The sequence below is a fragment of the Roseovarius aestuariivivens genome, assembly GCF_004761875.1.
Classification (GTDB): domain Bacteria; phylum Pseudomonadota; class Alphaproteobacteria; order Rhodobacterales; family Rhodobacteraceae; genus Roseovarius; species Roseovarius aestuariivivens.
Map to the genome: position 1 here is coordinate 216,466 of NZ_SJEY01000008.1, position 24,805 is coordinate 241,270.

The window sequence follows — 24,805 nt, forward strand, 5'->3', positions numbered from 1 at the left end:
GCACGGCCTACGGGGGGTCTTGTGCCGGAGCGTGGGCGTTGCGTCAGCGTGCCAGCACCACGTCGGCGCGGAGATCGAGCCCTTGTTCCACGGCATCGACACAGTAGGCGGCCACATCGGCGCGGCCGACAAGCCCGTTGCGCCACTCTGACGGGTCGCGCAGCACGCGGATGCGCCCCGATTTCGGGGAATTCCGCAGGATCACGGGCCGCGCGATGGTCCAGTCCAGATCGCTGGCCATGATCATCTCTTCCTGTCGCGTCTTGTCGGCATAGACGCGGCCCAGCACCGCGTTATGGCCGAAACGCTCCAGCCTAGACATCGCGCTGCGCGACCTTCCCGCGCCGAACCCGGTGACCGCCACCAGCCGGGTGACCCCGGCCTGCTGCATCGCGGACAGAAGCACGCGCGTGGTGTCGGAGAAGAGCGTCTCTTCCTCCCACATCATCGCGGGACGTTCCCGGATGCCCAGGCAATAGATCACGGCGCCTGCGCCCGTCAGGGCCGTGGCGACATCCGCCTCGGACCGCGCATCGCCCCCCATCGGGGTCACATGGTCTTGCGGGGTCATGTCGCCGGCCCCTCGGGCGAAGGCGCGCACCTCAAGGCCGCGCGACGCGGCCTCTTCCACCGCCAGAGCGCCGATGCCCGAGGTGGCGCCCATCACGAGGAGCGGCGCGGTCATGTTCCCGGTCCCGAAAGATGAGGGCCAGACCCGCACCGCCCGAAGCGGTCGTGATGGTGTGGCGTACAAGGCAGGCCCAGATATGGCCGGGGCGCGGCCGGGGCGTGCGGTTTGGTATGAAAAACGTGCTCTGTCATACCGGCCAAGATAGGCCGCCGGGACGGCCTGTCAGCCCCCGCGCAGAGTCGACGGGGTGCATCGCGCACTGACATGCGTCAGCCCGGCTCGCGCAGGTAGGTCGGGCGCAGCACCATGATGGTGGGCTGCGCGGGCAGCGTGTCGAGCGACACCTTGAGCGTACTCAGCCCGGTGTCCACCACCGGAAAGACCCCGTCCATCCCCGCCAGGAACCGGTCGAGCGTCGGCTCTCCGAACCAGTGCATCGGAATAACGATCGAGCTTTTGAGCCGCTTGATGACCGAGATCATCTCGGGCAGCGACAGGGTATAGCCGCCATCGACCGGCGCCATCACCACATCGACCCGGCCAAGTGCCGCGAATTGCTGTTCGGTCGGCACGTGATGCAGATGCCCCAGATGGCCGATGCAGAGCCCCGCCGCCTCGAAGACGAAGATCGAATTGCCCTTGGGTTCGGTGCCCGCGCCGTAGGGCGAGCGAATATCCGTGGACACGTTGCGCACCACCACGTCGCCCAGATCAACGTGATGCTCTATCCCTGCGCCGTGTTCCTCCCCCCAGCCGGGCAGCACATGCGCGATCCCGGGATCGGGATAGGGTGTCCAGTGCGTGTCGTGGGCGTGGTTCATCGTCACCACGTCGGGAATGAAATCCACGTTCCCGATAAAGCCCGTGTAATCGGTGACCGCCGAGGTCCCGCCATGGGTCTGGATCAGGAAAGACGCATGGGCAATGTAGTGCAGCCGCACCGTGTGCGGCTCCATCGGATCGCGAAAGGACGCCTTCTGCAAGTACTCGACCCCGGGCGTCTTTTGCGCCACAGCAAGGCAGTGAGACGGCTTGCGGTCAAGCTCGTCCGTTTCCTGCGCCAGGGCGGCAAGCGGCGCGCTCAGCAGGGCCAGAACCGTGGCGATCAGGGCGGTCATGCGCATCGGGACACCTCCGTTTGAGCAAATCATAGCACGCGCACCGATCAGGTCACGCCCCTAGGGCGCGTGTTTGTCGTAGGCGGCAAAGGGGCTGAGCCCCAGCCAGTCCTGCATGGCGCCGGCCACGTCGCGGTCGCCCACCAGCATGAGCCGGTCCTCGTGCTGCGCGCGCGACACCGTGTCGAGCCCCATCCAGATCGCCGTCATGGTCTTCAGATCGCAGCGCACAAAGAGATCCACGTCGAAGCCCGGATCCACCGAGCAGAGATCCGCGCCGGTCTCGGGCGCGTGGATCAGCCACCAGTTGGCGCAGGCCGGCCCGAGATCGCCGTAGATGAACTGCACCGTCACACGCCGCGCGGGCAGGATTCCGGTACGGATGTTGCGGCGCATGTCCCACATCAGAAGCGCGGGATCGGTGTTTTCCAGGCTCGGCGCGGATTGCACCCAGCGCTGACCCCAGATGCCGATGGACATGATCACCTCGCCCAGGTCCCGGCCCGCCTCCGTCAGCACGTAGTCGTATAACTCTGGGCTCCGGCGCACGAGCCGCCGCTCGACGATCCCCTGGTCCTCGAGCTCTTTCAGGCGCTTGGACAAAAGCGCGGGCGACATGCGCGGCACCCCGCGCCGCAGGTCGTTGAACCTCGTTGATCCCGCGCAAAGCTCGCGCAAAAGCACGATCGTCCAGCGCGCGCCAAGGATCTCTGCGGCCATGGCGACAGGACAGAACTGGTTGTAGCTTGGTTGTGACATTGGTCTCTCCCCTTCTCTTCCCCGCCCCGATCGTGGCATGACCGGCCCCCGCCATGCCAGTTCAGAAACTGTACCGGGTGGATTCAGATCCTGAACTGGCGGCCCGGGCGCCATTCGTGACAGGCTTGTCCTACACCAGAAAACAAAGGAGACAGTGCGATGAAAAAGTTCATGATCGAACGCGAGATGCCCGGCGTCGGCGGCTTGGGATCGGATGATCTCGCCGGCGCGGCGGCCAAATCCTGCGATGCGCTGCGCGAGCTCGCACCGCGCGTTCAGTGGCAATATTCCTACGTGGCCGGCGACAAGACCTTTTGCGTCTACCTTGCCGAGGACGCCTCGGATGTCCGCAAACATTCAGAGATAAGCGGCTTTCCCGCCGACACCGTCAACGAAATCACCGGCATGATCGATCCGACCACCGCCGACGCGTGATCGCTGCTTCATCTGGCCGGAAATACCTCGGGGAGTTTGAGGGGCAGCGCCCCTCATTCCCCTTGGAAAGCGTGGCGCAGCCACTCCGCCGGATTACGCAACCTCAGCCCGCATCCGTGCGCCCGCGCCGGTCGGCGCGCAGCGCGGCGTAAAGCACATGGGTGCGCCAGCGCCCGTTGATCTGCAGATAGGATTGCGCGACGCCCTCGTATTTGAACCCGCAGCTTTCCAGAAGCCGCCGCGAGGGTGCGTTTTCCGGCAGGCAGGCGGCCTCGAGCCGCGACAGGTCGAGCCGCCCGAAGGCGTAATGCACGACCGCCTGCAGCGCCTCGCGCATGTAACCCTGCCGCGCGTGGGCTTCGCCGGTCCAGTAGCCCAGCGTGCCCGCCTGCGCGGGACCGCGCCGGATATTGTCGAGCGTGATCGCCCCCAGAAGCCGGTCATCGTCTCGCCGGAAGAGAAAGAGCGGCACCGCGGAGCCCGCGGAAATCGACCGCTGCGCCCAGGTGACGCGATTGGTAAATCCCTTGCGCGACAGGTGGTCATCGGCCCATTGCGGCTCCCACGGGGTGAGAAACCCGGCGCTTTCCGCCCGCAGGCTGGACCAGGCGCGAAAATCCGTCAGCACCGGCTGGCGCAGCGTGAGACGCTCGGTCTCGATCCGGATTTTCCGCCGCGGCAGGAACATCAGGCCGCGCGCCTTTCCACCAGTTCGCCCAAGCCGGGCGCCCGGTCCACCGGGCCGTAAAGCGCCATCGCCGCCGGGGCCTCCTGCGCCATGTGGCCGGCAAAAGCGCGCAGACCGGGCAGCGTGACCTCGTCGATATGGCCGATCACCTCGTCGAGCGCCGGCACCCGGCCCCAGATCTGGAGCATGCGCGCCAGCCGTTCGGCCCGGTTCGACGGGCTTTCCAGCCCCATCAGTAGCCCCGCTTTCATCTGGGCGCGCGCGCGTTCGAGTTCGGCCACCGACAGGTCGTCGGCGGCGCGCTTCATCTCGTCGATGGTGATCCGCGCCAGCCCCGGCATTTCCTCGGCCGAGGTGCCGGCATAGATCGTCATCATGCCGGTGTCCGAATAGGCGCCGGCCTGCGCGAAGATGGTATAGCAAAGCCCGCGCCGCTCGCGGATCTCCTGGAACAGCCGCGAGGACATCGAGCCGCCGAGCGCAGTGGCGTAAATCTGGGCAGTGTGGATCTCGGGGCTGGTGTAATCAGGAGACTCGAACGCCAGCGCGAAATGCGCCTGTTCCAGCGGCTTGATCGTCCGGCTTTCCCCGCCCGAGAAACGCGCGCCGCTGGCGGGCATGATATCGCTGGCCGGCATGTCGCCGAAAAGCTGCTCAGCCCGACGCACCAGCGCGTCGTGATCGACCGCGCCGGCCGCGGCGAGGATCATCTGCCCGGGGCGGTAGCGTTCGTCGACGAACCGCAGCAGGTCGGCGCGGGAAAACCCGCTGACCCGCTCGGCCTGCCCCAGAATGGCGCGGCCAAGGGGGTGATCGGGATAGGCCTTTTCCTGCAGCCAGTCGAAGATGATGTCGTCGGGCGTATCGAGCGCCTGGCCGATTTCCTGCAGGATCACGCCGCGCTCGACTTCGATCTCACGCTCTTCGAAGACGGGATTGCGCAGAATATCGGCCACCACGTCAAGCGCCAGCGGCACGTCCTCTTGCAGAACTCGCGCGTAATAGGCCGTCACCTCGCGGCTGGTATAGGCGTTGATATAGCCGCCCACATCCTCGATCGCCTCGGCGATCTGCAGGGCGCTGCGGGTCTTGGTGCCCTTGAAGGCCATGTGTTCGAGGAAGTGCGCAACGCCGTTCTGGCTCGCCTCTTCGTGGCGCGCCCCCGCGAGCACCCAGACGCCGATCGCCGCCGATTTCATCGACGGCATGTGTTCGGTCACAATGCGAAATCCGTTGGACAGGGTCGTCAGTTGGACGGTCACTGGGGCACACGCTCCTTGATGAGGGCTTCGATGGCGGCGAGGTCGTTCTCGACGCGGGTCAGGCGTTCGTCGCGATCATAGAGATCGGACATGCGTTCGGGCAGCGGGGGATGCACGCCGGTCGCCGTCTCCACGGCGTCGGGAAACTTGGCCGGGTGGGCGGTGGCCAGCGTGATCATGGGCGTACCGGTCTCGCGCATCTCGTTGGCGACCTTCACCCCCACCGCCGAATGGGGGCAGAGCAACTCGCCGCTTTCGGCCAGGGTGGATGTGATCGTGGCGCTGGTCTCGTTCTCGGAGGCGCGGCCCGAGGAAAAGCTTTCGCGCAGGGCCTCGAGCGCGCCCTGGCTGACGGAAAAGCCGCCCCCTTTCAGCTCGTCCATGAGTTGCGCCACGGCGGCGCCGTCCTGGTCGTAGGCATAATAAAGCGCGCGCTCGAAATTCGAGCTGACCTGGATATCCATCGACGGGCTGATCGTCGGGCTGACGCCGTCGGGGCGATACTCGGCGCTCGTCAGACAGCGGTGTAGGATGTCGTTCTGGTTGGTCGCCACCACCAGCCGGTCGATGGGCAGGCCCATCCGTTTCGCGATATAGCCCGCGAAGATGTCGCCGAAATTGCCGGTGGGCACGGTGAAGGACACCTTGCGGTGCGGCGCGCCAAGGGCCACGGCGGAGGTGAAGAAATAGACCACCTGCGCCAGCACCCGCGCCCAGTTGATCGAATTGACGCCCGCGAGACCGACCGCATCGCGGAAGGCAAAGTCGTTGAACATGTCCTTCACGCGCGCCTGCGCGTCGTCGAAATGGCCGGTGATGGCGAGCGCGTGGACGTTGCTCTCGACCGGCGTGGTCATCTGGCGGCGCTGGACCTCACTCACCCGTCCATGCGGGTAGAGAATGAAGACGTCGACCGCGTCGAGCCCGCGAAACGCCTCGATCGCCGCAGAGCCGGTATCGCCGGACGTGGCGCCAACGATGCAGACGCGAGAGCCCGAGCGTGTGAGCGACGTCTCGAACATCTGTCCGATGAGCTGCATCGCGAAGTCCTTGAAGGCAAGTGTCGGCCCGTGAAAGAGCTCGAGCAGGAAATGCCCCTGGTCGAGCTGCTTCAGGGGCGCGCGGGCGGCGTGGCCGAAACCGGCATAGGCCCGCGCGAGGATGCCGCGAAACTCGTCCTCGGTGAAGGTGTCGCCCAGGAACGGCCACATCACGCGGAAGGCGGCCTCTTCATAGGGCACGCCTTCGAGCGCGGCGATCTCGGCGTGGCTCATCTGCGGGATACGCTCGGGCAGGTAAAGACCGCCGTCGCGCGCGAGGCCGGTTAGCATCGCCTCCTCGAAGCTTAGGGTGGGTGCGTTGCCACGGGTGGAGATGTATTTCATGTGCCGGGGCCTTTTGCGGGTTTGCGGCTGCGGGTGATGTAATAGCCGGTCATCACCAGCCAGACGGCGGCGAGGGAAAACCACGTCACCGCATATTGCAAGTGATCATTGGGGATATGCGTGGTGTCGACCGGCAAAGGCGTCAGCGCGGCTTCGGGCGGTGCGATCCGCCGCGACGTGAGCAAAATCGGCTCGGTGCCCAGCACCTCGGCCATTTGCGGGATGTCGCGGGCGAACCAGGTGTTGTCCGCGACATCGTTCGCAGGTGTCGAGGAATTGCGGTCATCGGGCCAGTGCAGGTTGCCGGTGATCGTGACGGGCGTTTGCGGCGCTGCGGGCAGGTCCGTGTCGAGCTTAAGAAAGCCGCGGTCCACGAGAATGCGCCGGCCTGTCGCAGTTTCAAACGGTGAAATGATCAGATGGCCCGCGCCGACGCGTTTGCGGCTGACGAGCACCTTGAGCGCGCCCTCGCCGAACTCTCCCTCGACCCGCACGGGCAGGTATTGATCGGCCTGCGCGGCGGGCTGCGCGGGCAGCGCCCCCGGTTCGGCTGCGATGCGCGTCTCGATCTCGGCCAGAACGCCCTCTTTCCAGGTCAGGCGCTGCATCTGCCAGATCCCGAGCCCGACAAGAATGCCCGCCCCGGCCAGGCCGAAGATCAGCGGAATGAGCAGACCTTTTCGCATGATGCCCCATCTGACGCGAAAATGCGGAAGGTCCCCCCTCCGCATCTTCTTCTTGGTAGAAATACTCTTGGCCTCAGCCGTCGATTTTTCCGTGAAAAACCGGCCTCAGCCGCCCCAGATATAGACTGCGGCGAAGAGGAAGAGCCAAACCACGTCCACGAAGTGCCAGTACCAGGCTGCGGCCTCGAAGCCCACGTGGTTGTTCGGCGTGAAATGCCCGCGCAACACGCGCATCAGGCACACGAAGAGGAAGATCGTGCCGATGATCACGTGCGCCCCGTGAAAGCCCGTCGCCATGAAGAAGTTGGCACCGTAGATATTGCCCGAGAAGCCAAAGCCTGCGTGGCTGTATTCATAGGCCTGGAACACTGTGAAGATCGCGCCCAGGGCGATGGCGATGATCAGGCCCCACTTCATGTCTTCGCGGTTGTTCTCATGCACCAGAGCGTGGTGCGCCCATGTGGCCGCCGCACCCGAGCAGAGCAGGATCAGCGTGTTGATCAGCGGCAGGTGCCAGGGGTCGAAGGTTTCGATACCAGCGGGCGGCCAGACGCCGTCCACCCCGGGGCTCATGGCGCCCATCGGGTACATGGCGTGCTTGAAGAAGCTCCAGAACCAGGCCGCGAAGAACATCACCTCGGACATGATGAACATGATGAAGCCGTACCGCAGACCGATCCGGACCACGGGCGTGTGATCGCCGACCTGATTTTCCTTGATCGTGTCCGACCACCAGCCGAACATCACGTAAAGCACGCCGACAAAGCCCATGAGCATGACCCAGGGTCCGTTGTCGTGGAAGAAAAGAACGGCCCCGAAGAGCATGACAAAGCCCGCCAAGGCCCCCAGGAAGGGCCAGATTGAGGGGTTCAGAATGTGATAATCGTGGTTTTTCTCATGTGCCATCTTGCTTGTCCCTCGTCGAAGGCGGTTAGTTCACGGTGTTGTCTGTCTCGGCGCCCGCGTCAAGCGCGGCTTGGCTTTCGGGCAGGTCGATTTCATAGAATGTGTAGCTGAGCGTGATCGTGTGGGTGTATTTCGCGTCCCGGTCGGTGACGATCTCGGGGTCGACGAAATAGGTCACCGGCATCTGCACCCGTTCGCCGGGCTGCAGCACCTGCTCCTCGAAGCAGAAGCAGTCGATCTTGGTGAAAAAGCCTCCGGCCTCGTAGGGCGTCACGTTATAGCTGGCCGAGCCGGCAATGGGCCGGTCGGTGGGGTTGTAGGCCTCGTAAAAGGCCAAGCCCGTCTCTCCGATGCGCAGCTCGGTTTCGCGCTGAACGGGCTTGAACTCCCACGCAAAGCCGCGCTCCTTTGAGGCGTCGAAGCGGATCTTGATGGTCTCGTCGAGGATATCCTCGGAGCCCACCGAGGCCACGCCCGGCGCGCCGCCGAAGCCGGTAACCCGGCAGAACCAGTCGTAGAACGGGACGGAGGCCCAGGCGAGTGCGCCCATGGTAACGCCCACGCCCACCAGCTTCAGCACGGTTTTCTGTTTTGCATCCATAGCCATCAGCTTGCCTCCTCTTCGGTCGGCATGGCGAAATTGTCATCGGACACCTTGGCGATGGTCAACCCGAAGACCAGCGCGACGAAGGCCACCAGCACAAGGCCCAGCCCCAGGTTACGGCTGAACCGGCGCTTGTGCATCTCGTGTTGCCGCGACAGCGCCATCACCAGAGCCCCCATCCCAGCGAGGTCAGCAGCGCCTCGGCGGCGATGGCGCCGAAATGCGCGAAGAGATAGAGCAGCGACGCCTTGAAGAAGCGGCGCTCGGCCAGGTACTTGTCGGCCTCGGCCATGGTCTCGTCCCGGCGCCAGATCTCGACGGCGCCCTTCAGGAAGCGCGCATTGAGGTAGAGCGCCACGGCCAGATAGAGCGGCCCACCGATGGAGGTGAAACCCAGCCCGATCGCCAGCGCGGCCAGCAGCACGGTGTAGACGAGGATGTGACGGCGGGTGGAGGGCCGGCCATGGGTGACGGTCAGCATCGGCACCTCGGCATTGTCGTAATCCATCTTGGTGAACAGCGCCAAGGCCCAGAAATGCGGCGGCGTCCACATGAAGATGAGCGCGAACATCAGCACCGATTCCACGGAAATGCCGCCCGTGGCAGCGGCCCAGCCGATCATCGGAGGAAACGCGCCCGCAGCACCGCCGATGACGATGTTCTGCGGCGTCCAGCGCTTGAGCCACATCGTGTAGATGACGACGTAGAAAAAGATAGTGAAGGCCAAAAGGCCGGCGGCGACGAAATTCGTCGCCAGCGCCAGCATCACGACCGAGAACGCCGTGAGCGTCATGCCGATGGCGAAGGCTTCGTCGCCGGTGACCTTGCCCGCGGGAATGGGCCGGCGCGCGGTGCGTTTCATCACCGCGTCGATATCGGCGTCCCACCACATGTTGAGCGCGCCCGACGCCCCGCCGCCGACAGCGATGAAGAGGATCGCGGCGAAACCGACGATCGGGTGCACGGCGGTGGGCGCGGCGATGAGACCGACGAAAGCGGTGAACACCACGAGCGTCATCACCCGCGGCTTCAGCAGGGCGAAGTAGTCGCCGAACCCGGCCTCATTGGCCTGGGCGGGACTTTGCGCGGAGGTGAGGCTGGCGTCGCTCATCTGGGTCCTTGGCGGTCTGTCGGTTCTTGCAAGGCAGGGCGCGCTGAAGCACGCCCTACCGGTGTCTTAGATCTCGTAGGGCGTGCTTCAGCGCGCCCTTTGGGGCTTACTCAGCCGAGGCGACCTGCAGATGCGCGGGCAGGGTCGAGGGATCGCCGGCATATTCTTCGACCGCGCCAGTGAGCCACTGATCATACTCTTCCTGGCTCACGACCTTCACGGTGATCGGCATATAGGCATGCGCCTGGCCGCAAAGCTCGGAGCACTGGCCGAAATAGACGCCTTCCTTCTCGGCCTTGAACCAGAGTTGCGCCAGACGGCCCGGCACCGCGTCCTGCTTCACGCCGAAGGCGGGAATGGTCCAGCTGTGGATCACGTCACCGCCGGTGACCTGCATCACCACGGTTTTGTCGACGGGCACGACCACCGAAGTGTCGGTCGCCAGAAGGAACTCGTCCTTGGTATAGCCGGCCTCTTCGAGCTGGGCCACGACCTCGTCGCTGATGGCGTTGTTGCCGCCCGTCGCGGGCGCACCGATCATGTAGCTGTCGAAGGCGAAATCGTGATCCGTGTACTCGTAGCCCCAGTACCACTGGTAGCCCGTCACCTTGATGTTCACGTCCGCCTCGGGGATCTCCTGCTGCTTGAAGAGCACCGGCAGCGAGAAGGCTGCGATGAAGACCAGAATGACGATCGGCACCACGGTCCACGCCACCTCGATCGGCGAGTTGTGCGTGAACGAGGCAGGGTTCGGGTTCGCCTTGCGGTTATACCGCATGATGCAGATGGCCAGCAGAGCGCAGACGAAGATCGTGATCGCCGTGATGATCACGAGGATCATGCCGTCCAGCCACTGCAGGTCGCTGGCAAGCTCCGTCGCCGCGGGCTGGAATCCGATACCGCCCTGTTCGGGGCGGCCGATGATCTCGAGCCCTTCCTGCGCCATGGCCGGAAGCGCGGTGGCAGCCGCCATCGTGGCAGCCAGAAAACTGGTGAATTTGCGCATGTTGCACCCTGATCGGTTAAATCGGTTATATGTACCCTGGACGTTCCCACCGCGCATGCGATGGAATCCCGTTGTCTCGGGAACGGTAAAAACCATATTCTCGCCCAGCACACAAGCAAAGCCGTTGCGGCAAATCGGCACTTTATTGACCTGGATCAGGTCCGATCCGGGCCAGTTTGCCGCAGCGCCAGAAAGGAAGACCGCATGTCGGACGCCCCGTTCCGCCCGTTTGAGACCCTGCTCGACCGCGACAGCGCGTTGGCGCGCCTGCAAGAGGCCGTGGCCGGCGCCGATGACGGCGAGCTCTTCCTCGAACGGCGGCGCTCTGAGTCGCTGGTGTTCGATGACGGCCGGGTCAAGACCGCCTCTTACGACGCGTCGGAGGGCTTCGGCCTGCGCGCCGTGCGTGGCGAGGTGGCGGGCTATGCGCACAGCTCGGACATTTCCGAGGCCGCGCTGACGCGCGCGGTGGAAACGGCGCGGCTGGCCGTGGGCGATGGCGGCGGCACGCTGTCCGCGCCGCCCGCGCGCACCAACCGGCATCTTTATACCGACGCAGATCCCATCGCCGGGCTGGGCTTTGCCGTGAAGCTTGACACGCTGCGCGAGATCGACGCCTTCGCCCGTGATCTCGACAGCCGCGTGGTGCAGGTGTCGGCGGGCCTTTCGGCGTCGCTGCAGGAGGTGGTGATCCTGCGCGAGGATGGCCACGAGGTGAGCGATATCCGCCCCATGACCCGCCTCAATGTCAGCGTGATCGTGGAGGAAGACGGGAGGCGCGAAACCGGCGGCGCGGGCGGCGGCGGGCGCATGACGCTCGACGGGCTGATCGACCCCGCACATTGGCAGGCGCAGGTGAAAGAGGCGCTGCGCATCGCACAGGTCAACCTGCGCGCCGAGGCGGCCCCGGCGGGCGTGATGGACGTAGTGCTTGGCCCCGGCTGGCCCGGGATCCTTCTGCACGAGGCGATCGGGCACGGGCTGGAAGGGGATTTCAACCGCAAGGGCAGCTCGGCCTTTGCCGGGCTCATGGGGCAGCGCATTGCCGCCAAAGGCGTGACCGTTCTGGATGACGGCACGATCCCCGACCGGCGCGGCTCGATCACCTTCGACGACGAGGGCACGCCCTCTGGCAAGACCACGCTGATCGAGGATGGCGTGCTGGTGGGCTATATGCAGGACCGCCAGAACGCGCGGCTGATGGGGGTGGCACCCACCGGCAACGGGCGGCGCGAAAGCTATGCCCATGCGCCGATGCCGCGCATGACCAATACCTATATGCTGGGCGGCGATGCGGACCCCGAAAGCATTGTGGCCGACCTCAGGGACGGGATTTACGCCGTGGGCTTCGGCGGCGGGCAGGTCGATATCACAAATGGCAAGTTTGTGTTCAGCTGCACCGAGGCCTACCGTGTCAAAAACGGCAAGGTGGGCGCGCCGGTCAAAGGGGCGACGCTGATCGGCGATGGCGCGACCGCGCTGCAGCAGATTCAGGCGATCGGCAACGACATGGCGCTTGATCCCGGCATCGGCAATTGCGGCAAGCAGGGGCAATGGGTGCCGGTGGGCGTGGGCCTGCCCACGGTGATGATCGGCGGGCTGACGGTGGGCGGCTCCAACGCCTGAGGCGTTTTCAAGTCTGGATGCGGGCGGGCAGCTTGCCCTGCGGCCCAAGTCACTCCGCCCAGATCGCCAGCGTCCGGTAGTGTTTGCTCTTTGAGATAAGAGAGAGCTCTTCACCCTTCTCGAGCTTTCTGTACCGTTTGTAGACATCGCTGCTTTCAGAGACGCGAAACGCTGCGGCACGCACGAAGCAGCCGGGGTTCATGCTCGCGATGCCAAGATTGAGCTTGGTCGTGCCGTTGAAAAGCCCGGTCCAGAGGATGAATTTGCTGGGGTCCATCGCCCCCAGTCGCCGGAAATGCGTGTTGAGCTTTGCCTTGGCGTCGACCGATCCATATTGCAAATGCCAGTCGAGTACGTGGGCGCCGCCCAATGGTGTGGCAATACCGTGCGTGTGATGCGCATGGCTGGTCTCGTCGCGGATCTTGGAAATCATGCTCTCGTTGATGTCGCTGTAGAAGTGCACCAGCTTTTCGGCGCGGTTCGCGGCTTGCTCGGGATCGGGTGAGGCGACGGATGTCTCGTAGTCAAGCGTCTCTTCCAGCGTCAGGACGCGCGAAGCCGCGAAAGGGTCCGTGACCGGCTTGCGCGACACCGGTTGCAATCGGCCCAATGTCAGAATCTCCGGTTTCCCGCTGGTTTTCCGCACCGCCCAGAAGACGACGAAATTAATGGTGCCGCCTTTGACCTTCAGGCTGAACCGGTGATCCCAGTCTCCTGACCCGGATTTCACCACGTGTTTGTCGAAGCCGCGGATCGCCGGGTAGATCCAGCAGGTGAAGTTCAGCTGAGGCCACCGCGCGGCCAGCTTCTTGACCGTGTCTTTGGCCACTTTCTGAAACGGGCCGTATTCCAGCGGAAGATCATCTATCCGCTCCAACAGGTATCTCTTGACGCAGGCGCGTATCTCTTTTCGGTCGATGGTGCACTTGATGGCCTTTTGGCTGGCCTGGGCAATGGCGTCCAGGTCCTCTTGCGTGGTGGTCGCCACATACTCCATGTGCTCGGCCACGTCTTTGGGTCCGAATTCCGTGTCCGCGGCTTTGCTCTGGCGCGAGAGCTGCTCTATCTCGATGGCACCGATCAGGATCACGCAGCTTTGGGCGCGCTGGACAAGGTAATGCGCCATCGACACGATCTGATCGCTGTTGCCGTAGGATTGCTTGTAGAGCAGATTGAACAGCGAGCTGTTCCCGGAATGACCCTCGGCCAGATGGCGCAATTCCTTGAGATAAACGCGAAAGTCGTTTGGATCGAACCGGGCAAGGGTGTCGAGGGATTTGCGCGGGGTCTTTCCCTGCCTGCGATCCGACGCAATCCGCTTGAGCGTGGATTCCGCCGTTGTCAGCAGGGCCTCGTCGTGGAACGTCGCGGTGGACAGGCCCGTCAGCTGAATGCTCGTTTCCAGCCCCTGGATCGCGACCATGACCCGTCGTTCCAGCGTGTCGAGCCGATCCATGACGGCACCTATCGCATCGAGGATACGATCCGTATCGCTCTTGACCGGCATCAGGGCCGAGGCCACCGCCAGCCCCATCGACAGGATCTGCAAGCCCGCCGTGACGTTGGACAGGAACGTGAGGCTGGCCGCGAAGCTCTGAATGTCGCTGAGAGTCTTGCCCGCCTCCTGCATCTTGCGGGCGTTTTCCGCGTAGGCCTCCAGGCTTTTGGCGCCCGTGAGCGCCTTGTCGGCATAGGAAGACAGGTCACGCAGCTCTTTGGGGTCGAAGTCGAACATGAAGGCAGGTCCAGTTTTTTTCAAATTCCAAGGGATTGCTCAAAACCAGTCGCGGGCTAGGCCGGCACACAATGGGTCGAGTGTGCGGGCACGCGCAACACCGATCAAGGCCTGTACTCTTCTCTTTCGGATAAGGCGCGAACTGGGGGACCATCGGCCTGGCACAGATTCTTTTGCTTTGTCCCGGTTTGGTTTACCGCCTCTTAACCATCCGTGCGCTAGTCATGATCGTGCAACATGGCGGAGCGACGATGGCCAAGGCTACACATCCTTCCACTTACCCCCCACTCCCACCCACCACGGAAGATGAACGGGTGTCGTGGCTTCGCCTTTTGCGATCACGGCGCGTCGGGCCGGCGACCTTTCACAGACTGCTCACGGAACACGGCTCGGCCCGGGCGGCGCTTGATGCGCTGCCCGACATCGCGCGTGCGGCGGGGGTCGAGAGCTACACCTCCTGCCCCGAGGGCGTGGCGCGCGCGGAAATGGCGGCGGCCCGGGCGCAGGGGGCGCGGATGCTCTGCGCGGGCGCGAAAGACTATCCCGCGGCGCTCGGCGAACTGCCGGATGCGCCACCGATCCTCTGGGCTGTTGGGGATCCGGGGCTTCTCGCGCAGCCGGGCGTCGCCATCGTCGGCGCGCGCAACGCCTCGTCGCTGGGGCTGCGCATGGCGCGCGCGCTTGCCAAGGAACTGGGCGAGGCGGGCTATACCGTGATCTCGGGGCTGGCGCGCGGGATCGACACGGCGGCGCATACCGCCTCTCTGGGGCATGGCACGGTGGCGGTGATGGCCGGCGGTGTGGATGTGATGTACCCCGCCGAGAACACCCGACTGGGCGAGGAGATCGGGCAGAAGGGTCTGCGCCTTTCGGAGCAGGCCATGGGCCTGATCCCGCAGGCGCGGCATTTTCCGGCGCGCAACCGGATCGTCAGCGGGCTGGCGCGGGTCGTGGTCGTGGTCGAGGCGGCGGCGAAATCCGGCTCTCTCATCACCGCGCGGCTGGGCCTGGACCAGGGGCGCGAGGTGATGGCGGTGCCGGGACATCCGTTCGACGCGCGCGCCTCGGGCTGTAACATGCTGTTGCGCGACGGGGCCGGCCTCGTCCGCCGCGCCGAGGACGTGATCGAGCTTTTGCCGCCTGCCGGCAAGGCACCGGCGGAGGCGCAGCCGCAACTTGCGCTGGACACGGTACCTGCGCCGCCGCCGGAGAAACGCACATTGCGCGAGACCGCCGCGCTGCACAGCCGGATCCTCGAACGGCTGGGGCCTTCGCCGCTGGCCGAGGATCAACTGATCCGCGACCTTTCGGCGCCGACGGCGCAGGTGACGCCGGTGCTGACTGACCTGGAAATGTCGGGCCGCATCCGGCGCCATCCCGGCGGCCTTGTGTCGCTGGAGCAGTGACGCCGTAGCGTCCGCCCGCCCCGGCCCAGGTTTCCCCGCCCGCGCCCACGCGGCGCGGGGTGCTGTCCTTTCAGCGTGACAACCCCGCTTTCGGGGTGCATTGACAATCCCCATCCCGGCACCACATGTTGCGCCGCCAATCGACCCGCTTTGAATCGCGCTTTGAATCGCCAGGAGTTGTCATGCCCGTTGTCGTCGTCGAGTCCCCGGCCAAAGCCAAGACCATCAACAAGTATCTGGGGCCCGATTACACCGTGCTCGCCTCTTACGGGCATGTGCGCGACCTGCCGCCCAAGGATGGCTCTGTCGATCCCGACCATGACTTCGAGATGAAATGGGAGGTGGCGAATGACAGCAAGAAACATGTCAAGGCCATCGCCGACGCCCTGAAAGACGACAACGCGCTCATCCTCGCGACCGACCCCGACCGTGAAGGCGAGGCGATCAGCTGGCACCTGGAAGAGGCGCTGCGCAAGCGCAAGGCAATCAAGAAGGACACGCCCGTCAAGCGCGTGGTCTTTAACGCCATCACCAAGAGCGCCGTCACCGAGGCGATGAAGAACCCGCGCGACGTGGATGGGCCACTCGTGGAGGCGTATCTGGCGCGCCGCGCGCTAGATTATCTGGTGGGGTTCAACCTGAGCCCGGTTCTGTGGCGGAAACTGCCGGGCGCCAAGAGCGCGGGCCGGGTGCAGTCGGTCTGTCTGCGGTTGATCGTCGAGCGCGAGATGGAGATCGAGGCTTTCAAGGCGCGCGAATACTGGAGCGTGAAGGCCGCGTTGAAGACACCGCGCGGACAGGAGTTCGAGGCGCGTCTGGTGACGCTCGCAGGCGACAAGCTCGACCGGTACGACCTTGAAAACGAAACGCAGGCCGAGATGGCCGTGCAGGCGATCGAGAGCCGGGACCTCAAGGTGATCTCGGTCGAGGCCAAACCGGCGAGCCGCAACCCCAGCCCGCCTTTCATGACCTCGACCCTGCAGCAAGAGGCCAGCCGAAAGTTCGGCATGGGCGCGCGGCAATGCATGAGCGCGGCGCAGCGTCTCTACGAGTCGGGGCACATTACCTATATGCGAACCGACGGGATCGACATGGCCCCCGAAGCCGTGAGTGCCGCGCGTGACGCCATCGCGGACCGCTTCGGCAAGGATTACGTGCCGTCCTCGCCCCGCATGTACAAGAACAAGGCGAAGAACGCGCAGGAAGCGCATGAGTGCATCCGCCCTACCGACATGACCAAGGACGCGGACTCGCTGCGCCTGACGGATGCGGACCAGAAGAAGCTCTACGATCTGATCTGGAAGCGCACGCTGGCCTGCCAGATGGAGGGCGCGCGGCTGGAGCGGACCACGGTCGAGATCGGCAGCCAGGATGGCCAGGTCGGCCTGCGCGCCACCGGGCAGGTCATTCTCTTCGACGGCTTCCTGCGTGTTTACGAGGAAGGCCGCGACGATGTGGTCGCCGATGACGACGACAAGCGCCTGCCGCAGATGGCCGAGGGCGACGCCACCGCCAAGGACAGCGTGACGCCTGAGCAGCATTTCACCCAGCCGCCGCCGCGCTACACCGAGGCGACGCTGGTCAAGAAGATGGAAGAACTGGGCATCGGGCGCCCCTCGACCTATGCCAGCATCGTCACCACGATCCAGGACCGCGAATATGTCCGCAAGGACAAGAACCGCCTGATCCCCGAGGACAAGGGCCGGATCGTGACCGTCTTCCTGCTGAACTTCTTCCGCAAATATGTGGGCTACGAGTTCACCGCCAATCTCGAGGACGAGCTGGACGTGATCAGCGCGGGCGAGGCGGATTACAAGAAGGTGCTCGCGAAGTTCTGGCGCGATTTCCACGCCGCGATCGAGGAAACCTCGGAGCTGCGGATCTCGGAAGTGCTGGACGTGCTGGACGAGGCGCTGGCGCCGCAGCTTTATCCGCCGAAGGAAGACGGCAGCGATCCGCGCGCCTGTCCGCTGTGCGGCGAGGGGGCCTTGCATCTCAAGACCTCGCGCTCTGGCGGGTTCGTGGGCTGCTCGCGGTATCCTGAATGCCGCTATACTCGGCCCATCGGGGGCGATGCCGCCGAACAGGGTGACCGGGTGCTGGGCGAGGACAATGGCGACGAGATCTCGCTGCGCTCGGGCCGGTTCGGGCCGTATGTGCAGCGCGGCGAGGTGACCGAAGACAACAAGAAACCGCCCCGCGCCAGCCTGCCCAAGGGCTGGAGCCCCGATGACATGGATCTTGAAAAGGCGTTGACGCTGCTGAGCCTGCCGCGCGAGGTCGGGCCGCACCCGGAAGACGGCGAGATGATAGAGGCCGGGATCGGGCGCTATGGGCCCTTCGTCAAGCACGGCAGGCTTTATGCGAACCTCAAGGAGGTCGACGACGTCTTTACCATCGGCATGAACCGCGCGGTGGAGGAGCTGGCCAAGAAGGCCGCGAGCCGGGGCCAGGGCCGCGGCGCGGCGGCCAAACCTCTCAAGGAATTGGGCGAGCACCCCGAGAGCGGCGGGCCGGTCAACGTCATGGATGGACGCTACGGGCCTTATGTGAAGTGGGAGAAGATCAACGCCACGCTTCCCAAGGGCACCGAGCCCGGCGATGTCACCATGGACATGGCGGTGGAACTGATCGCCGAGAAGGCCGCGAAAAAGGGCAAAGGGCGCAAGCCCGCCGCCAAGAAGACCGGCGTGAAGAAACCGGCGGCCAAAAAGAAGGCTTGATTAAAGCGTTCGCGAAAAACCTGGGAAACAGATTTTCGCGAAAGGCCGTGCAGGGCTCAGACGGCGCACGCGTTCCGCCTTTTTCTGATGTCTCAGGGTAAAGGCGAAACGCTTTAGTTCGACGCAAGCCTGAGCGCGCAGGCGTCCGTAATTAGTTCGGGCCGCGTGTGGCAAAGACCGCTGGCGACCTCGAAAGCGGCCAGCACCTTTGGGATGTAATCGCGCGTTTCGGCGAAGGGCGGCACGCCCGCGTGCTTTTTCACCGCGTTCTCGCCGGCGTTGTAGCCTGCAAGCGCCAGCACCGCGTCGCCGCCGAATTCATTGAGCAACCAGTCGAGATAGGCCACGCCGCCCTTGATGTTCTGGGCTGGCGACAGGCTGTCGGTGACACCAAAGCGATCGGCGGTGGCGGGCATAAGCTGCATCAGACCCTGCGCGCCGGCATGGCTGACAGCATCGGTGCGCCCGCTCGATTCCACGGCGATCACGGCGAGAACCAGCGCGGGCGAGACATCGGTGCCGATGGTCGCGCGCAGGATCTCGGCCCCGCGCGCCTGGGCGATGGATTGTACGGCCTGCAGGCGCGGCCCCGCGACCCGCGCGCCGCCCGGCCCGTTGCGCAGGGTCTCGAACGCGAGCGCGAGGCGCCGCGCGCCATCCTCGCCCTGCCCCGCAGGAACTTTTGTCCAGAACCAGGCATAGGCGGCTTTGGCGGTGGGCACGGCGGGCATCGCCGCGCTCTCGTCCTTTGTAGGGGTCAAGGCCTTTGCCTGTTCCTCTGGGTCGATCTGCACCAGCTTGACGCGCGCGCCGGCCTTGGGCGGCTTGCCTTTCTTGAAGGTGAACTCCGGAAAAGGGGGCGGATCGCCCGCTTGAACTCCGGAAGACAGCAAGATTGCCGCGCAAAGAGCGGTCAGAAAAATGAATCGCATATGACGGGCCTGCTCTGCCTCTTTGGATTTGTCGGCAGTATGCCACCAATCGCGCAACCGCACCAGCATTGTCAAAAAGAGCGAAACAGCCATCTGCGCAAAAGCCCCCCTTTTTGACCGTCAATTCCGGGAAATCTCGAAAAGATTAACTTTTTCGTCACGTAAAAACAGTGGGTTAAGAGATTCCCTCTAAAAAAAATTTACGCCCGCAAAAATCGCTATAAAGCCGCCCAATTCTTGCCGGAATTCGCTGGCTATATCTGCTCATACCGCAAAGCAGCGGGCCAAAGAGAGAGATGGCCCGGGACCCTGCAGAACCGGTTGTAACCTAGCAAGTGATCCTATGGAGGGACCAAACATGATCAAGTTCATCAAAAAATTCCGCAAGGAAGAAGACGGCGCCGTGACGGTTGACTGGGTCGTTCTGACCGCAGCAGTCGTGGGCCTTGGCGTTGCCGGCGTTTCGACCGTTCAGGGCGGTGTTGACACCCTGGCCGGCACGATCAAGTCGGGTGTGGCGACCAAGACGGTCGACAACGGCGACTAATTATCGGCCGACGTCTGAAACTGCTTTTGGCCGCAAATCGACCGATTTGCGGCCATTTGCATGACAGCGGAGCAGCCGGACCACGTCCACCCCCCCCCCGGCCACACGACATCAGAACGATTTCGGGCCTGCCGTCGCACGATCGAAGAGAATGAGCAGTTCATCCAATATGAGTGAGACCTTATGCGACATATCTTAAGCAGCTTTTACGCAGCAGAGGACGGCGCCGTGACCGTTGACTGGGTCGTACTGACCGCGGCGGTCGTCGGACTGGCGGCCAGTGGCGGATCGGCGATCCTGTCGGCGACAAACACCCTGTCGGGCAACATCAAGACGGAAGTTGCCGCCAAGACCGTCGAAAACGGCGACTGAACGCGCCGCCGGATTGGCCGGACGACGTCGCGGTGCCCGGGTGGGCATCGCCCAAAGCCGAACCGCCCAAGGCGTCCGGCAATATCCACGGGTCGACGCCCCGGAAAAAAGCCCCGAGTGTCCATCATTATGCCACAATTTTGCAGGATACCCGGGATTGTACTAATGGCGCGAACGCGTCCGAAAGAGCAGTTAACGTAGAAAGGACAAGCCATGCGTGTGGTGTTCGGACTTGTACTTATTCTTGGCCTCGGCCTTGCCGGGTTCGCCGTTTACATGGCGAAAAGCTACATCCAGAGCTACCAGGCGCAGCTGGAAGAAGAACGCAACAACCGCGGCCCAGCAATCGACGTGGTCGATATCTATGTCGCCAAGGAACGGTTGGAATATGGCCAGCGCCTGCTCAAGAAGCATGTGCGCAAGGTCGCCTTCCCCGAGGCATCGCTGCCCGAGGGCATCTTCACGACCGAAGAAGAGCTTTTCCCCGAGGGCGAGGACGAACCCCGGACCGTGCTGCGCACGATGGAGCCGAAAGAGGCGATCATGCTTGTCAAGGTGACCGGCCCCGGCGAAGAGGCGGGCATCACCTCGCAGCTTGAGCGCGGCATGCGCGCCTTTGCGATCAAGGTCGACGTGTCGTCGGGCGTGTCGGGCTTCCTGCGTCCGGGCGACCGGGTCGATGTCTACTGGACCGGCCAGGTGTCTGTCGGCGAGGATGACCGCCGCGGATCGGCCGGCGAAGTGACCAAACTGATCGAGACCGGCGTGAAACTGATCGCGGTGGACCAGGTCGCCAACGGCGATACGACCGAGGCGATCATCGCGCGGACCGTGACCGTGGCGGTGCGTCCGCATCAGGTCGCGGCACTGGCGCAGGCGCAATCGACCGGCCGGCTGTCGCTGTCGCTGGTGGGAGCCGAGGATGACTCCGTCGCCGAAGCGATCGAGGTCGATCAGCGCAGTCTTCTCGGGATCGTGCAGGCCGAAGCGCCCAAGGAGATCCCCAAAGAGGAGATCTGCACGATCAAGACGCGCCGCGGTGGCGAAGTGATCTCGACCCCGATCCCCTGCACGAACTGACCTAAAACCACAAGATATGGTACTCGCGAGGCGCCCCCACCACAGGGCGCCTCGTCTCATTCGGGCAACTGTTCTCGGAAAATCACACTGATTCGAGAATAAAGGTCATTGATTCTTGAAAAAATTTCGGAATTGCCCCAAGGTTTTTCGAAACCGGGCGACAGACCCGATAAATGAGGCGTGATCGGAAAGGCAGGTCACATGAAAAATTCGAGTATGCTGAAGGCGGCCCTGCTGGGGGTTGCCGTGCTGTTTGGCCCGTCCGCCGAGCTCGCACTGGCTGAAAACATCCAAGTCATCCGCAAGGGCGCAAGTCGGGATCTGAGCATTCCGATGAACCGCGCCGTTGTGATCGAAAGCGACGTTCCCTTCGCGGAACTGAGCATCGCGAACCCGTCCATCGCGGACTTCTCGACCCTGTCGGACCGGACGGTCTATGTGCTGGGCAAGGCGCCCGGACGCACGACGCTGACGCTTCTGGACGCGACGGGGCGGCTGATCACCAATGTCGAGGTGCATGTCAGCCCCGATATTTCGGAATTCAAGGAACGCCTGCAGCAGATCCTGCCAGGCGAAAAGATCGAGGTTCGCTCGGCCAATGACGGCATCGTGCTGTCGGGCACGGTCACCAGCGCATCCAAGATGGATCGCGCGCTGGAACTGGCGCAACGCTATGCGCCCGAGCGGGTGTCGAACCTTCTGTCGGTCTCGGGCAAGCAGCAGGTGATGCTGAAGGTCCGCTTCGCCGAGATGCAGCGCAGCGTCTCGAAGGCGCTGGGCACCTCGCTTGGCATCGACGGGCGCTCGAACAACTCGGTCGGCACGATCGGCGGCACCAACACGACCAACACGCAAAGCGGCGTGCTGGGCCTGTTGGGCGGCGCCATCCCGGACGTTCAGAACAACAACGGCGCGCTCGGCATCGGGTTCGACCTCGGCTCGGTCGAGGTGGGCATCCTGCTGGAAGCGCTTGAAACCAAGGGCATGGTGCGGACGCTGGCCGAACCGAACCTGACCGCGCTGTCGGGCCAGGAGGCCAAGTTCCTGGCCGGCGGCGAATATCCCATCCCCGTGGCCCAGGACAACGGCACCACCGCAATTGAGTTCAAGCCTTTCGGCGTCGAGCTCAACTTCGTGCCGCGGGTGCTGGACGACGAGGCGATCAACCTGGAAATGGCCGCCGCTGTGTCGTCGATCGACCCCTCCAACGGGATCACGACGAACGGCTTTACCGTCGACGCCTTCCGCCGCCGCGACACATCCACCACGGTGGTGCTGCGCGACGGGCAGAGCTTTGCCATCGCGGGTCTTCTGCAGGACGATTTCCGCGACAACGCGGGCCAGGTGCCGTGGCTTGGCGACATGCCGGTGCTTGGCGCGCTCTTCCGCAGTGCGGATTACGAACGCTCGCAGACCGAGCTGGTGATCATCGTGTCGGCGCATCTGGTCACGCCGACCAGCGGGGACGCCTACGTGCTGCCCACCGACCGGGTCAAACTGCCCACCGAGAAGGATCTCTTCCTGAATGGCCGCGTGGCCAAGGATGTAAGAGAGTCCGGATCCGCGGGCGAAGTGGCGCAGCAGGACTTCAACGGGTCCTACGGCTACGTGATGGACTGAGGAAAGGCAGGCGCACATGAAATATCTTCTCGCAGCCGCATCCCTGATCGCCATGGGGGCCTGTTCCCAGCAAGGCCAGGTGTACAAATCCTACTTCGGCGAAGCCGGGGGCCTGGTGGACAGTGGCAATTTCGGCAATGCCAACATGCACAACAGCCTGGTGATGACGGGCGAACGCACCTATGTGCACGACCTGGCGAACCGGTTCTCGAACGAGGTGCTGAGCACGGTCAACTTCGCCTTCAACTCGGCCGAGCTGGACGCCGGCGCGCGCGACACGCTGCGCGAACAGGCGCACTGGATCAAGCAGTTCCCCGAGGTCCGTTTCCGGGTCTACGGCCACACCGATCTGGTCGGATCGGCGGCCTATAACCGTCGTCTGGGTCAGGCCCGGGCGAACGCGGTGGTCAATTATCTTGTGAGCCACGGCATCAGCCGCTCACGGCTGGAAGCGGTCGTGTCCTACGGCGAAACCCAGCCTCTGGTCGTCACGCAGGGCCGCGAGCGGCGCAACCGCCGGACCGTGACCGAAGTGACGGGCTTTGTCGGCAGCCATCCCATCGTCATGGACGGCAAATACGCCGAGGTCGTCTACCGCGAATACATCAAGAGCGCCGAGCCGGTCTCGACCATCCAGATGGTCGAAAAGGGTGGCGAGGTGACCAGCGGCTCCGAGTAGCGCAAGTTTCTCCCTGTCCGGTCTCGGCCGGGCCACCTGATACCCCGCCTCGACAATCGTCCGGGCGGGGTTTTTTTGTCTTTTGATATCGCACAATTACGATCTTTTGGCCCAAATGTTGCCTAGATTATCCCGCACCTTCTCATCATCGCAGGGGTCTTTATCGGAGCGATTCCGGGATACGGCTGCGAAAAAATAACGGTTTCGGCAGAGGATACGCCGCGACAAACCTACGGGGCCGATAAAAGATGAGTAGTGCACAGCAACAACCCGAAGCCAGTCCGATCACGGCCTGCACGATCAGCCGTGACGTACAGGATTTCGACCTTCTGATCGAAGACATGGAAACCGCCCTTGGCGAAAGCTGGGGCGATCTTGGCTTTGCCGAGGCGCTGGCCTTTTTCAACCAGCCCGAGGCGGACAGTCTGGAATTCGTGGCGCTGGCCATCGACGAAAGCGACGAGGACGAAATCGCGCTTCTGAGCGAGATCATCACCCTGGCCAAGGCGCGGGGCATCAACGTCATCCTCATCGCCGAGGATGTCAGCCCCGCCGCGCTGCATCAGCTTTTGCGCCAGGGCGCGGATGAATTCGTGCCCTACCCTCTGCCCGAGAACGAACTTCAATCCGCGATCGACCGCCTGCGCCGCCGCGAGGAACGCGCGGTGCAGAGCGAGGTCGCCTTCGTGCCCGACCAGACGCCCGGCGACGGCGTGCTTCTGGCCGTGCAGGGCATCGCCGGCGGCACCGGCGCCACGACGCTGGCCGTCAACCTGGCCTGGGAACTGGCCACGGTCGACAAGAAGGACCCGCCGCGCGTCTGCATTCTGGACTTCGGCCTGCAGACCGGATCGGTCGCCACCTATCTCGACCTGCCCCGCCGCGATGTCGTCTACGAGATGTGGGCCGACACCGAGTCGATGGATGAGGAGGTGTTCAAGCAGGCGCTGGTGAGTTTCGAGGACAAGATGTGGGTGCTGACCGCGCCTGCCGATATCCTGCCGCTCGACATGATTTCGGCTGAGGATGTGCAGCGCGTGCTCGAACATGCGCGTGCACGGTTCGATTACGTGATCGTCGACATGCCCGGCACGCTGGTTTTGTGGACCGAAACGGTGCTGAACGCCGCGCAGATCTATTTCTGCTCGCTCGAGCTCGACATGCGCTCGGCGCAGAACGCGCTCCGGTTCAAGCGGGCGCTCAAATCCGAAGAACTGCCGGTGGAAAAGCTGCGCTTCTGTCTCAACCGGGCGCCGAAATTCACCGATCTGAACGGCAAGAGCCGCGTCAAGCGCATGGCCGAAAGCCTTGAGATCGGCATCGAGGTGCAATTGCCCGATGGCGGACGCCCGGTCATGCAGGCGGGCGACCATGGCCTGCCGCTGGCCAATACCGTGGCCAAGAACCCGCTGCGCAAGGAAATCGCCAAGCTCGCCCAAAGCCTGCACGAGCTGGGCAAGAGCGACGCCGAGCAAGCGGCATAAGGGATCCAGG

The 24,805-nt window shown here is 64.0% G+C and carries 24 protein-coding genes; 10 read left to right on the top strand and 14 right to left on the bottom strand.

Annotation, left to right across the window (positions count from 1 at the left end):
• Window positions 1-43 precede the first annotated feature (43 nt).
• The 3 genes from EZV60_RS14345 to EZV60_RS14355 all read right to left on the bottom strand — a co-directional run bounded on the left by EZV60_RS14345 (window position 44) and on the right by EZV60_RS14355 (window position 2,508).
• Window positions 44-685 (bottom strand): NAD(P)-dependent oxidoreductase, encoded by a 642-nt coding sequence (locus EZV60_RS14345; protein WP_135506278.1) that lies wholly within the window; start codon window positions 683-685, stop codon window positions 44-46.
• Window positions 686-900: 215 nt separating this feature from the next.
• Complete coding sequence (locus EZV60_RS14350; RefSeq protein ID WP_135506279.1) at window positions 901-1,755, bottom strand: MBL fold metallo-hydrolase; 855 nt, start codon at window positions 1,753-1,755, stop codon at window positions 901-903.
• Between the two features lie 54 nt (window positions 1,756-1,809).
• Window positions 1,810-2,508, bottom strand: a complete 699-nt coding sequence (locus EZV60_RS14355) for a winged helix-turn-helix transcriptional regulator (protein WP_135506280.1) — start codon at window positions 2,506-2,508, stop codon at window positions 1,810-1,812.
• Window positions 2,509-2,667: 159 nt separating this feature from the next.
• Here EZV60_RS14355 and EZV60_RS14360 point away from each other — a divergent pair, with 159 nt between their 5' ends.
• Complete coding sequence (locus EZV60_RS14360) at window positions 2,668-2,943, top strand: DUF4242 domain-containing protein (protein ID WP_135506281.1); 276 nt, start codon at window positions 2,668-2,670, stop codon at window positions 2,941-2,943.
• Between the two features lie 103 nt (window positions 2,944-3,046).
• Here the strand turns inward: EZV60_RS14360 and EZV60_RS14365 are convergent, their stop codons facing one another.
• The 9 genes from EZV60_RS14365 to coxB form a co-directional block, all read right to left on the bottom strand.
• Window positions 3,047-3,631, bottom strand: a complete 585-nt coding sequence (locus tag EZV60_RS14365) for a GNAT family N-acetyltransferase (protein WP_210115098.1) — start codon at window positions 3,629-3,631, stop codon at window positions 3,047-3,049.
• Complete coding sequence (locus tag EZV60_RS14370) at window positions 3,631-4,893, bottom strand: M16 family metallopeptidase (RefSeq protein WP_135506282.1); 1,263 nt, start codon at window positions 4,891-4,893, stop codon at window positions 3,631-3,633. The genes EZV60_RS14365 and EZV60_RS14370 overlap by 1 nt, the downstream gene beginning before the upstream one ends.
• On the bottom strand, window positions 4,890-6,278 hold the full coding sequence (gene thrC / locus EZV60_RS14375; RefSeq protein WP_135506283.1) for a threonine synthase: 1,389 nt from the start codon (window positions 6,276-6,278) through the stop codon (window positions 4,890-4,892). Before thrC ends, EZV60_RS14370 begins: the two co-directional genes overlap by 4 nt.
• The gene (locus EZV60_RS14380; RefSeq protein ID WP_135506284.1) at window positions 6,275-6,964 is read right to left on the bottom strand and encodes an SURF1 family protein; all 690 of its coding nucleotides are present in this window, start codon (window positions 6,962-6,964) and stop codon (window positions 6,275-6,277) included. Before EZV60_RS14380 ends, thrC begins: the two co-directional genes overlap by 4 nt.
• 105 nt (window positions 6,965-7,069) lie before the next feature.
• Window positions 7,070-7,870, bottom strand: a complete 801-nt coding sequence (locus EZV60_RS14385; RefSeq protein ID WP_135506285.1) for a cytochrome c oxidase subunit 3 — start codon at window positions 7,868-7,870, stop codon at window positions 7,070-7,072.
• A 25-nt stretch (window positions 7,871-7,895) separates the two neighbouring features.
• A complete protein-coding gene (locus tag EZV60_RS14390) occupies window positions 7,896-8,477 on the bottom strand; it encodes a cytochrome c oxidase assembly protein (protein ID WP_135506286.1) in 582 nt (193 codons plus the stop codon).
• Window positions 8,477-8,638 (bottom strand): hypothetical protein, encoded by a 162-nt coding sequence (locus EZV60_RS19135; protein ID WP_167853530.1) that lies wholly within the window; start codon window positions 8,636-8,638, stop codon window positions 8,477-8,479. Before EZV60_RS19135 ends, EZV60_RS14390 begins: the two co-directional genes overlap by 1 nt.
• Window positions 8,638-9,585: a heme o synthase gene (gene cyoE, locus EZV60_RS14395; RefSeq protein WP_135506287.1), complete on the bottom strand. Its 948-nt coding sequence runs from the start codon at window positions 9,583-9,585 to the stop codon at window positions 8,638-8,640. Before cyoE ends, EZV60_RS19135 begins: the two co-directional genes overlap by 1 nt.
• Window positions 9,586-9,691: 106 nt before the next feature.
• A complete protein-coding gene (coxB, locus tag EZV60_RS14400) occupies window positions 9,692-10,591 on the bottom strand; it encodes a cytochrome c oxidase subunit II (protein ID WP_135506288.1) in 900 nt (299 codons plus the stop codon).
• 204 nt (window positions 10,592-10,795) lie between these two features.
• On the opposite strand from coxB, the gene tldD reads away from it, so the two are divergent.
• Window positions 10,796-12,217 (top strand): metalloprotease TldD, encoded by a 1,422-nt coding sequence (gene tldD, locus EZV60_RS14405; protein WP_135506289.1) that lies wholly within the window; start codon window positions 10,796-10,798, stop codon window positions 12,215-12,217.
• A 49-nt stretch (window positions 12,218-12,266) separates the two neighbouring features.
• Here the strand turns inward: tldD and EZV60_RS14410 are convergent, their stop codons facing one another.
• Window positions 12,267-13,952, bottom strand: coding sequence for a hypothetical protein (locus tag EZV60_RS14410; RefSeq protein ID WP_135506290.1), 1,686 nt, complete (start codon window positions 13,950-13,952; stop codon window positions 12,267-12,269).
• Window positions 13,953-14,203: 251 nt separating this feature from the next.
• Between EZV60_RS14410 and dprA the strand changes: the two genes are divergently transcribed.
• Together dprA and topA are read left to right on the top strand one after the other, a co-directional pair.
• Entirely contained in the window at window positions 14,204-15,358 is a 1,155-nt protein-coding gene (gene dprA / locus EZV60_RS14415) for a DNA-processing protein DprA (protein ID WP_135506291.1), read from the top strand.
• A gap of 182 nt (window positions 15,359-15,540) precedes the next feature.
• Window positions 15,541-18,081: a type I DNA topoisomerase gene (gene topA / locus EZV60_RS14420; RefSeq protein ID WP_135506292.1), complete on the top strand. Its 2,541-nt coding sequence runs from the start codon at window positions 15,541-15,543 to the stop codon at window positions 18,079-18,081.
• A 113-nt stretch (window positions 18,082-18,194) separates the two neighbouring features.
• Here topA and EZV60_RS14425 read toward each other — a convergent pair whose 3' ends face one another.
• A complete protein-coding gene (locus EZV60_RS14425) occupies window positions 18,195-19,013 on the bottom strand; it encodes a lytic transglycosylase domain-containing protein (RefSeq protein WP_135506293.1) in 819 nt (272 codons plus the stop codon).
• A gap of 358 nt (window positions 19,014-19,371) precedes the next feature.
• On the opposite strand from EZV60_RS14425, the gene EZV60_RS14430 reads away from it, so the two are divergent.
• The 6 genes from EZV60_RS14430 to EZV60_RS14455 all read left to right on the top strand — a co-directional run bounded on the left by EZV60_RS14430 (window position 19,372) and on the right by EZV60_RS14455 (window position 24,795).
• Complete coding sequence (locus EZV60_RS14430) at window positions 19,372-19,560, top strand: Flp family type IVb pilin (protein ID WP_135506294.1); 189 nt, start codon at window positions 19,372-19,374, stop codon at window positions 19,558-19,560.
• A 183-nt stretch (window positions 19,561-19,743) separates the two neighbouring features.
• Window positions 19,744-19,932 carry a hypothetical protein gene (locus EZV60_RS14435; protein WP_135506295.1) on the top strand — a complete coding sequence of 63 codons (189 nt, stop codon included), beginning with the start codon at window positions 19,744-19,746 and terminating at the stop codon, window positions 19,930-19,932.
• Window positions 19,933-20,145: 213 nt separating this feature from the next.
• On the top strand, window positions 20,146-21,012 hold the full coding sequence (gene cpaB, locus EZV60_RS14440) for a Flp pilus assembly protein CpaB (RefSeq protein WP_135506296.1): 867 nt from the start codon (window positions 20,146-20,148) through the stop codon (window positions 21,010-21,012).
• Window positions 21,013-21,213: 201 nt separating this feature from the next.
• A complete protein-coding gene (locus EZV60_RS14445; RefSeq protein ID WP_135506297.1) occupies window positions 21,214-22,632 on the top strand; it encodes a type II and III secretion system protein family protein in 1,419 nt (472 codons plus the stop codon).
• 16 nt (window positions 22,633-22,648) lie between these two features.
• Window positions 22,649-23,311, top strand: coding sequence for an OmpA family protein (locus EZV60_RS14450; protein ID WP_135506298.1), 663 nt, complete (start codon window positions 22,649-22,651; stop codon window positions 23,309-23,311).
• 248 nt (window positions 23,312-23,559) lie between these two features.
• Complete coding sequence (locus tag EZV60_RS14455; RefSeq protein WP_135506299.1) at window positions 23,560-24,795, top strand: CpaE/TadZ family protein; 1,236 nt, start codon at window positions 23,560-23,562, stop codon at window positions 24,793-24,795.
• The last annotated feature ends 10 nt before the right edge of the window (window positions 24,796-24,805 follow it).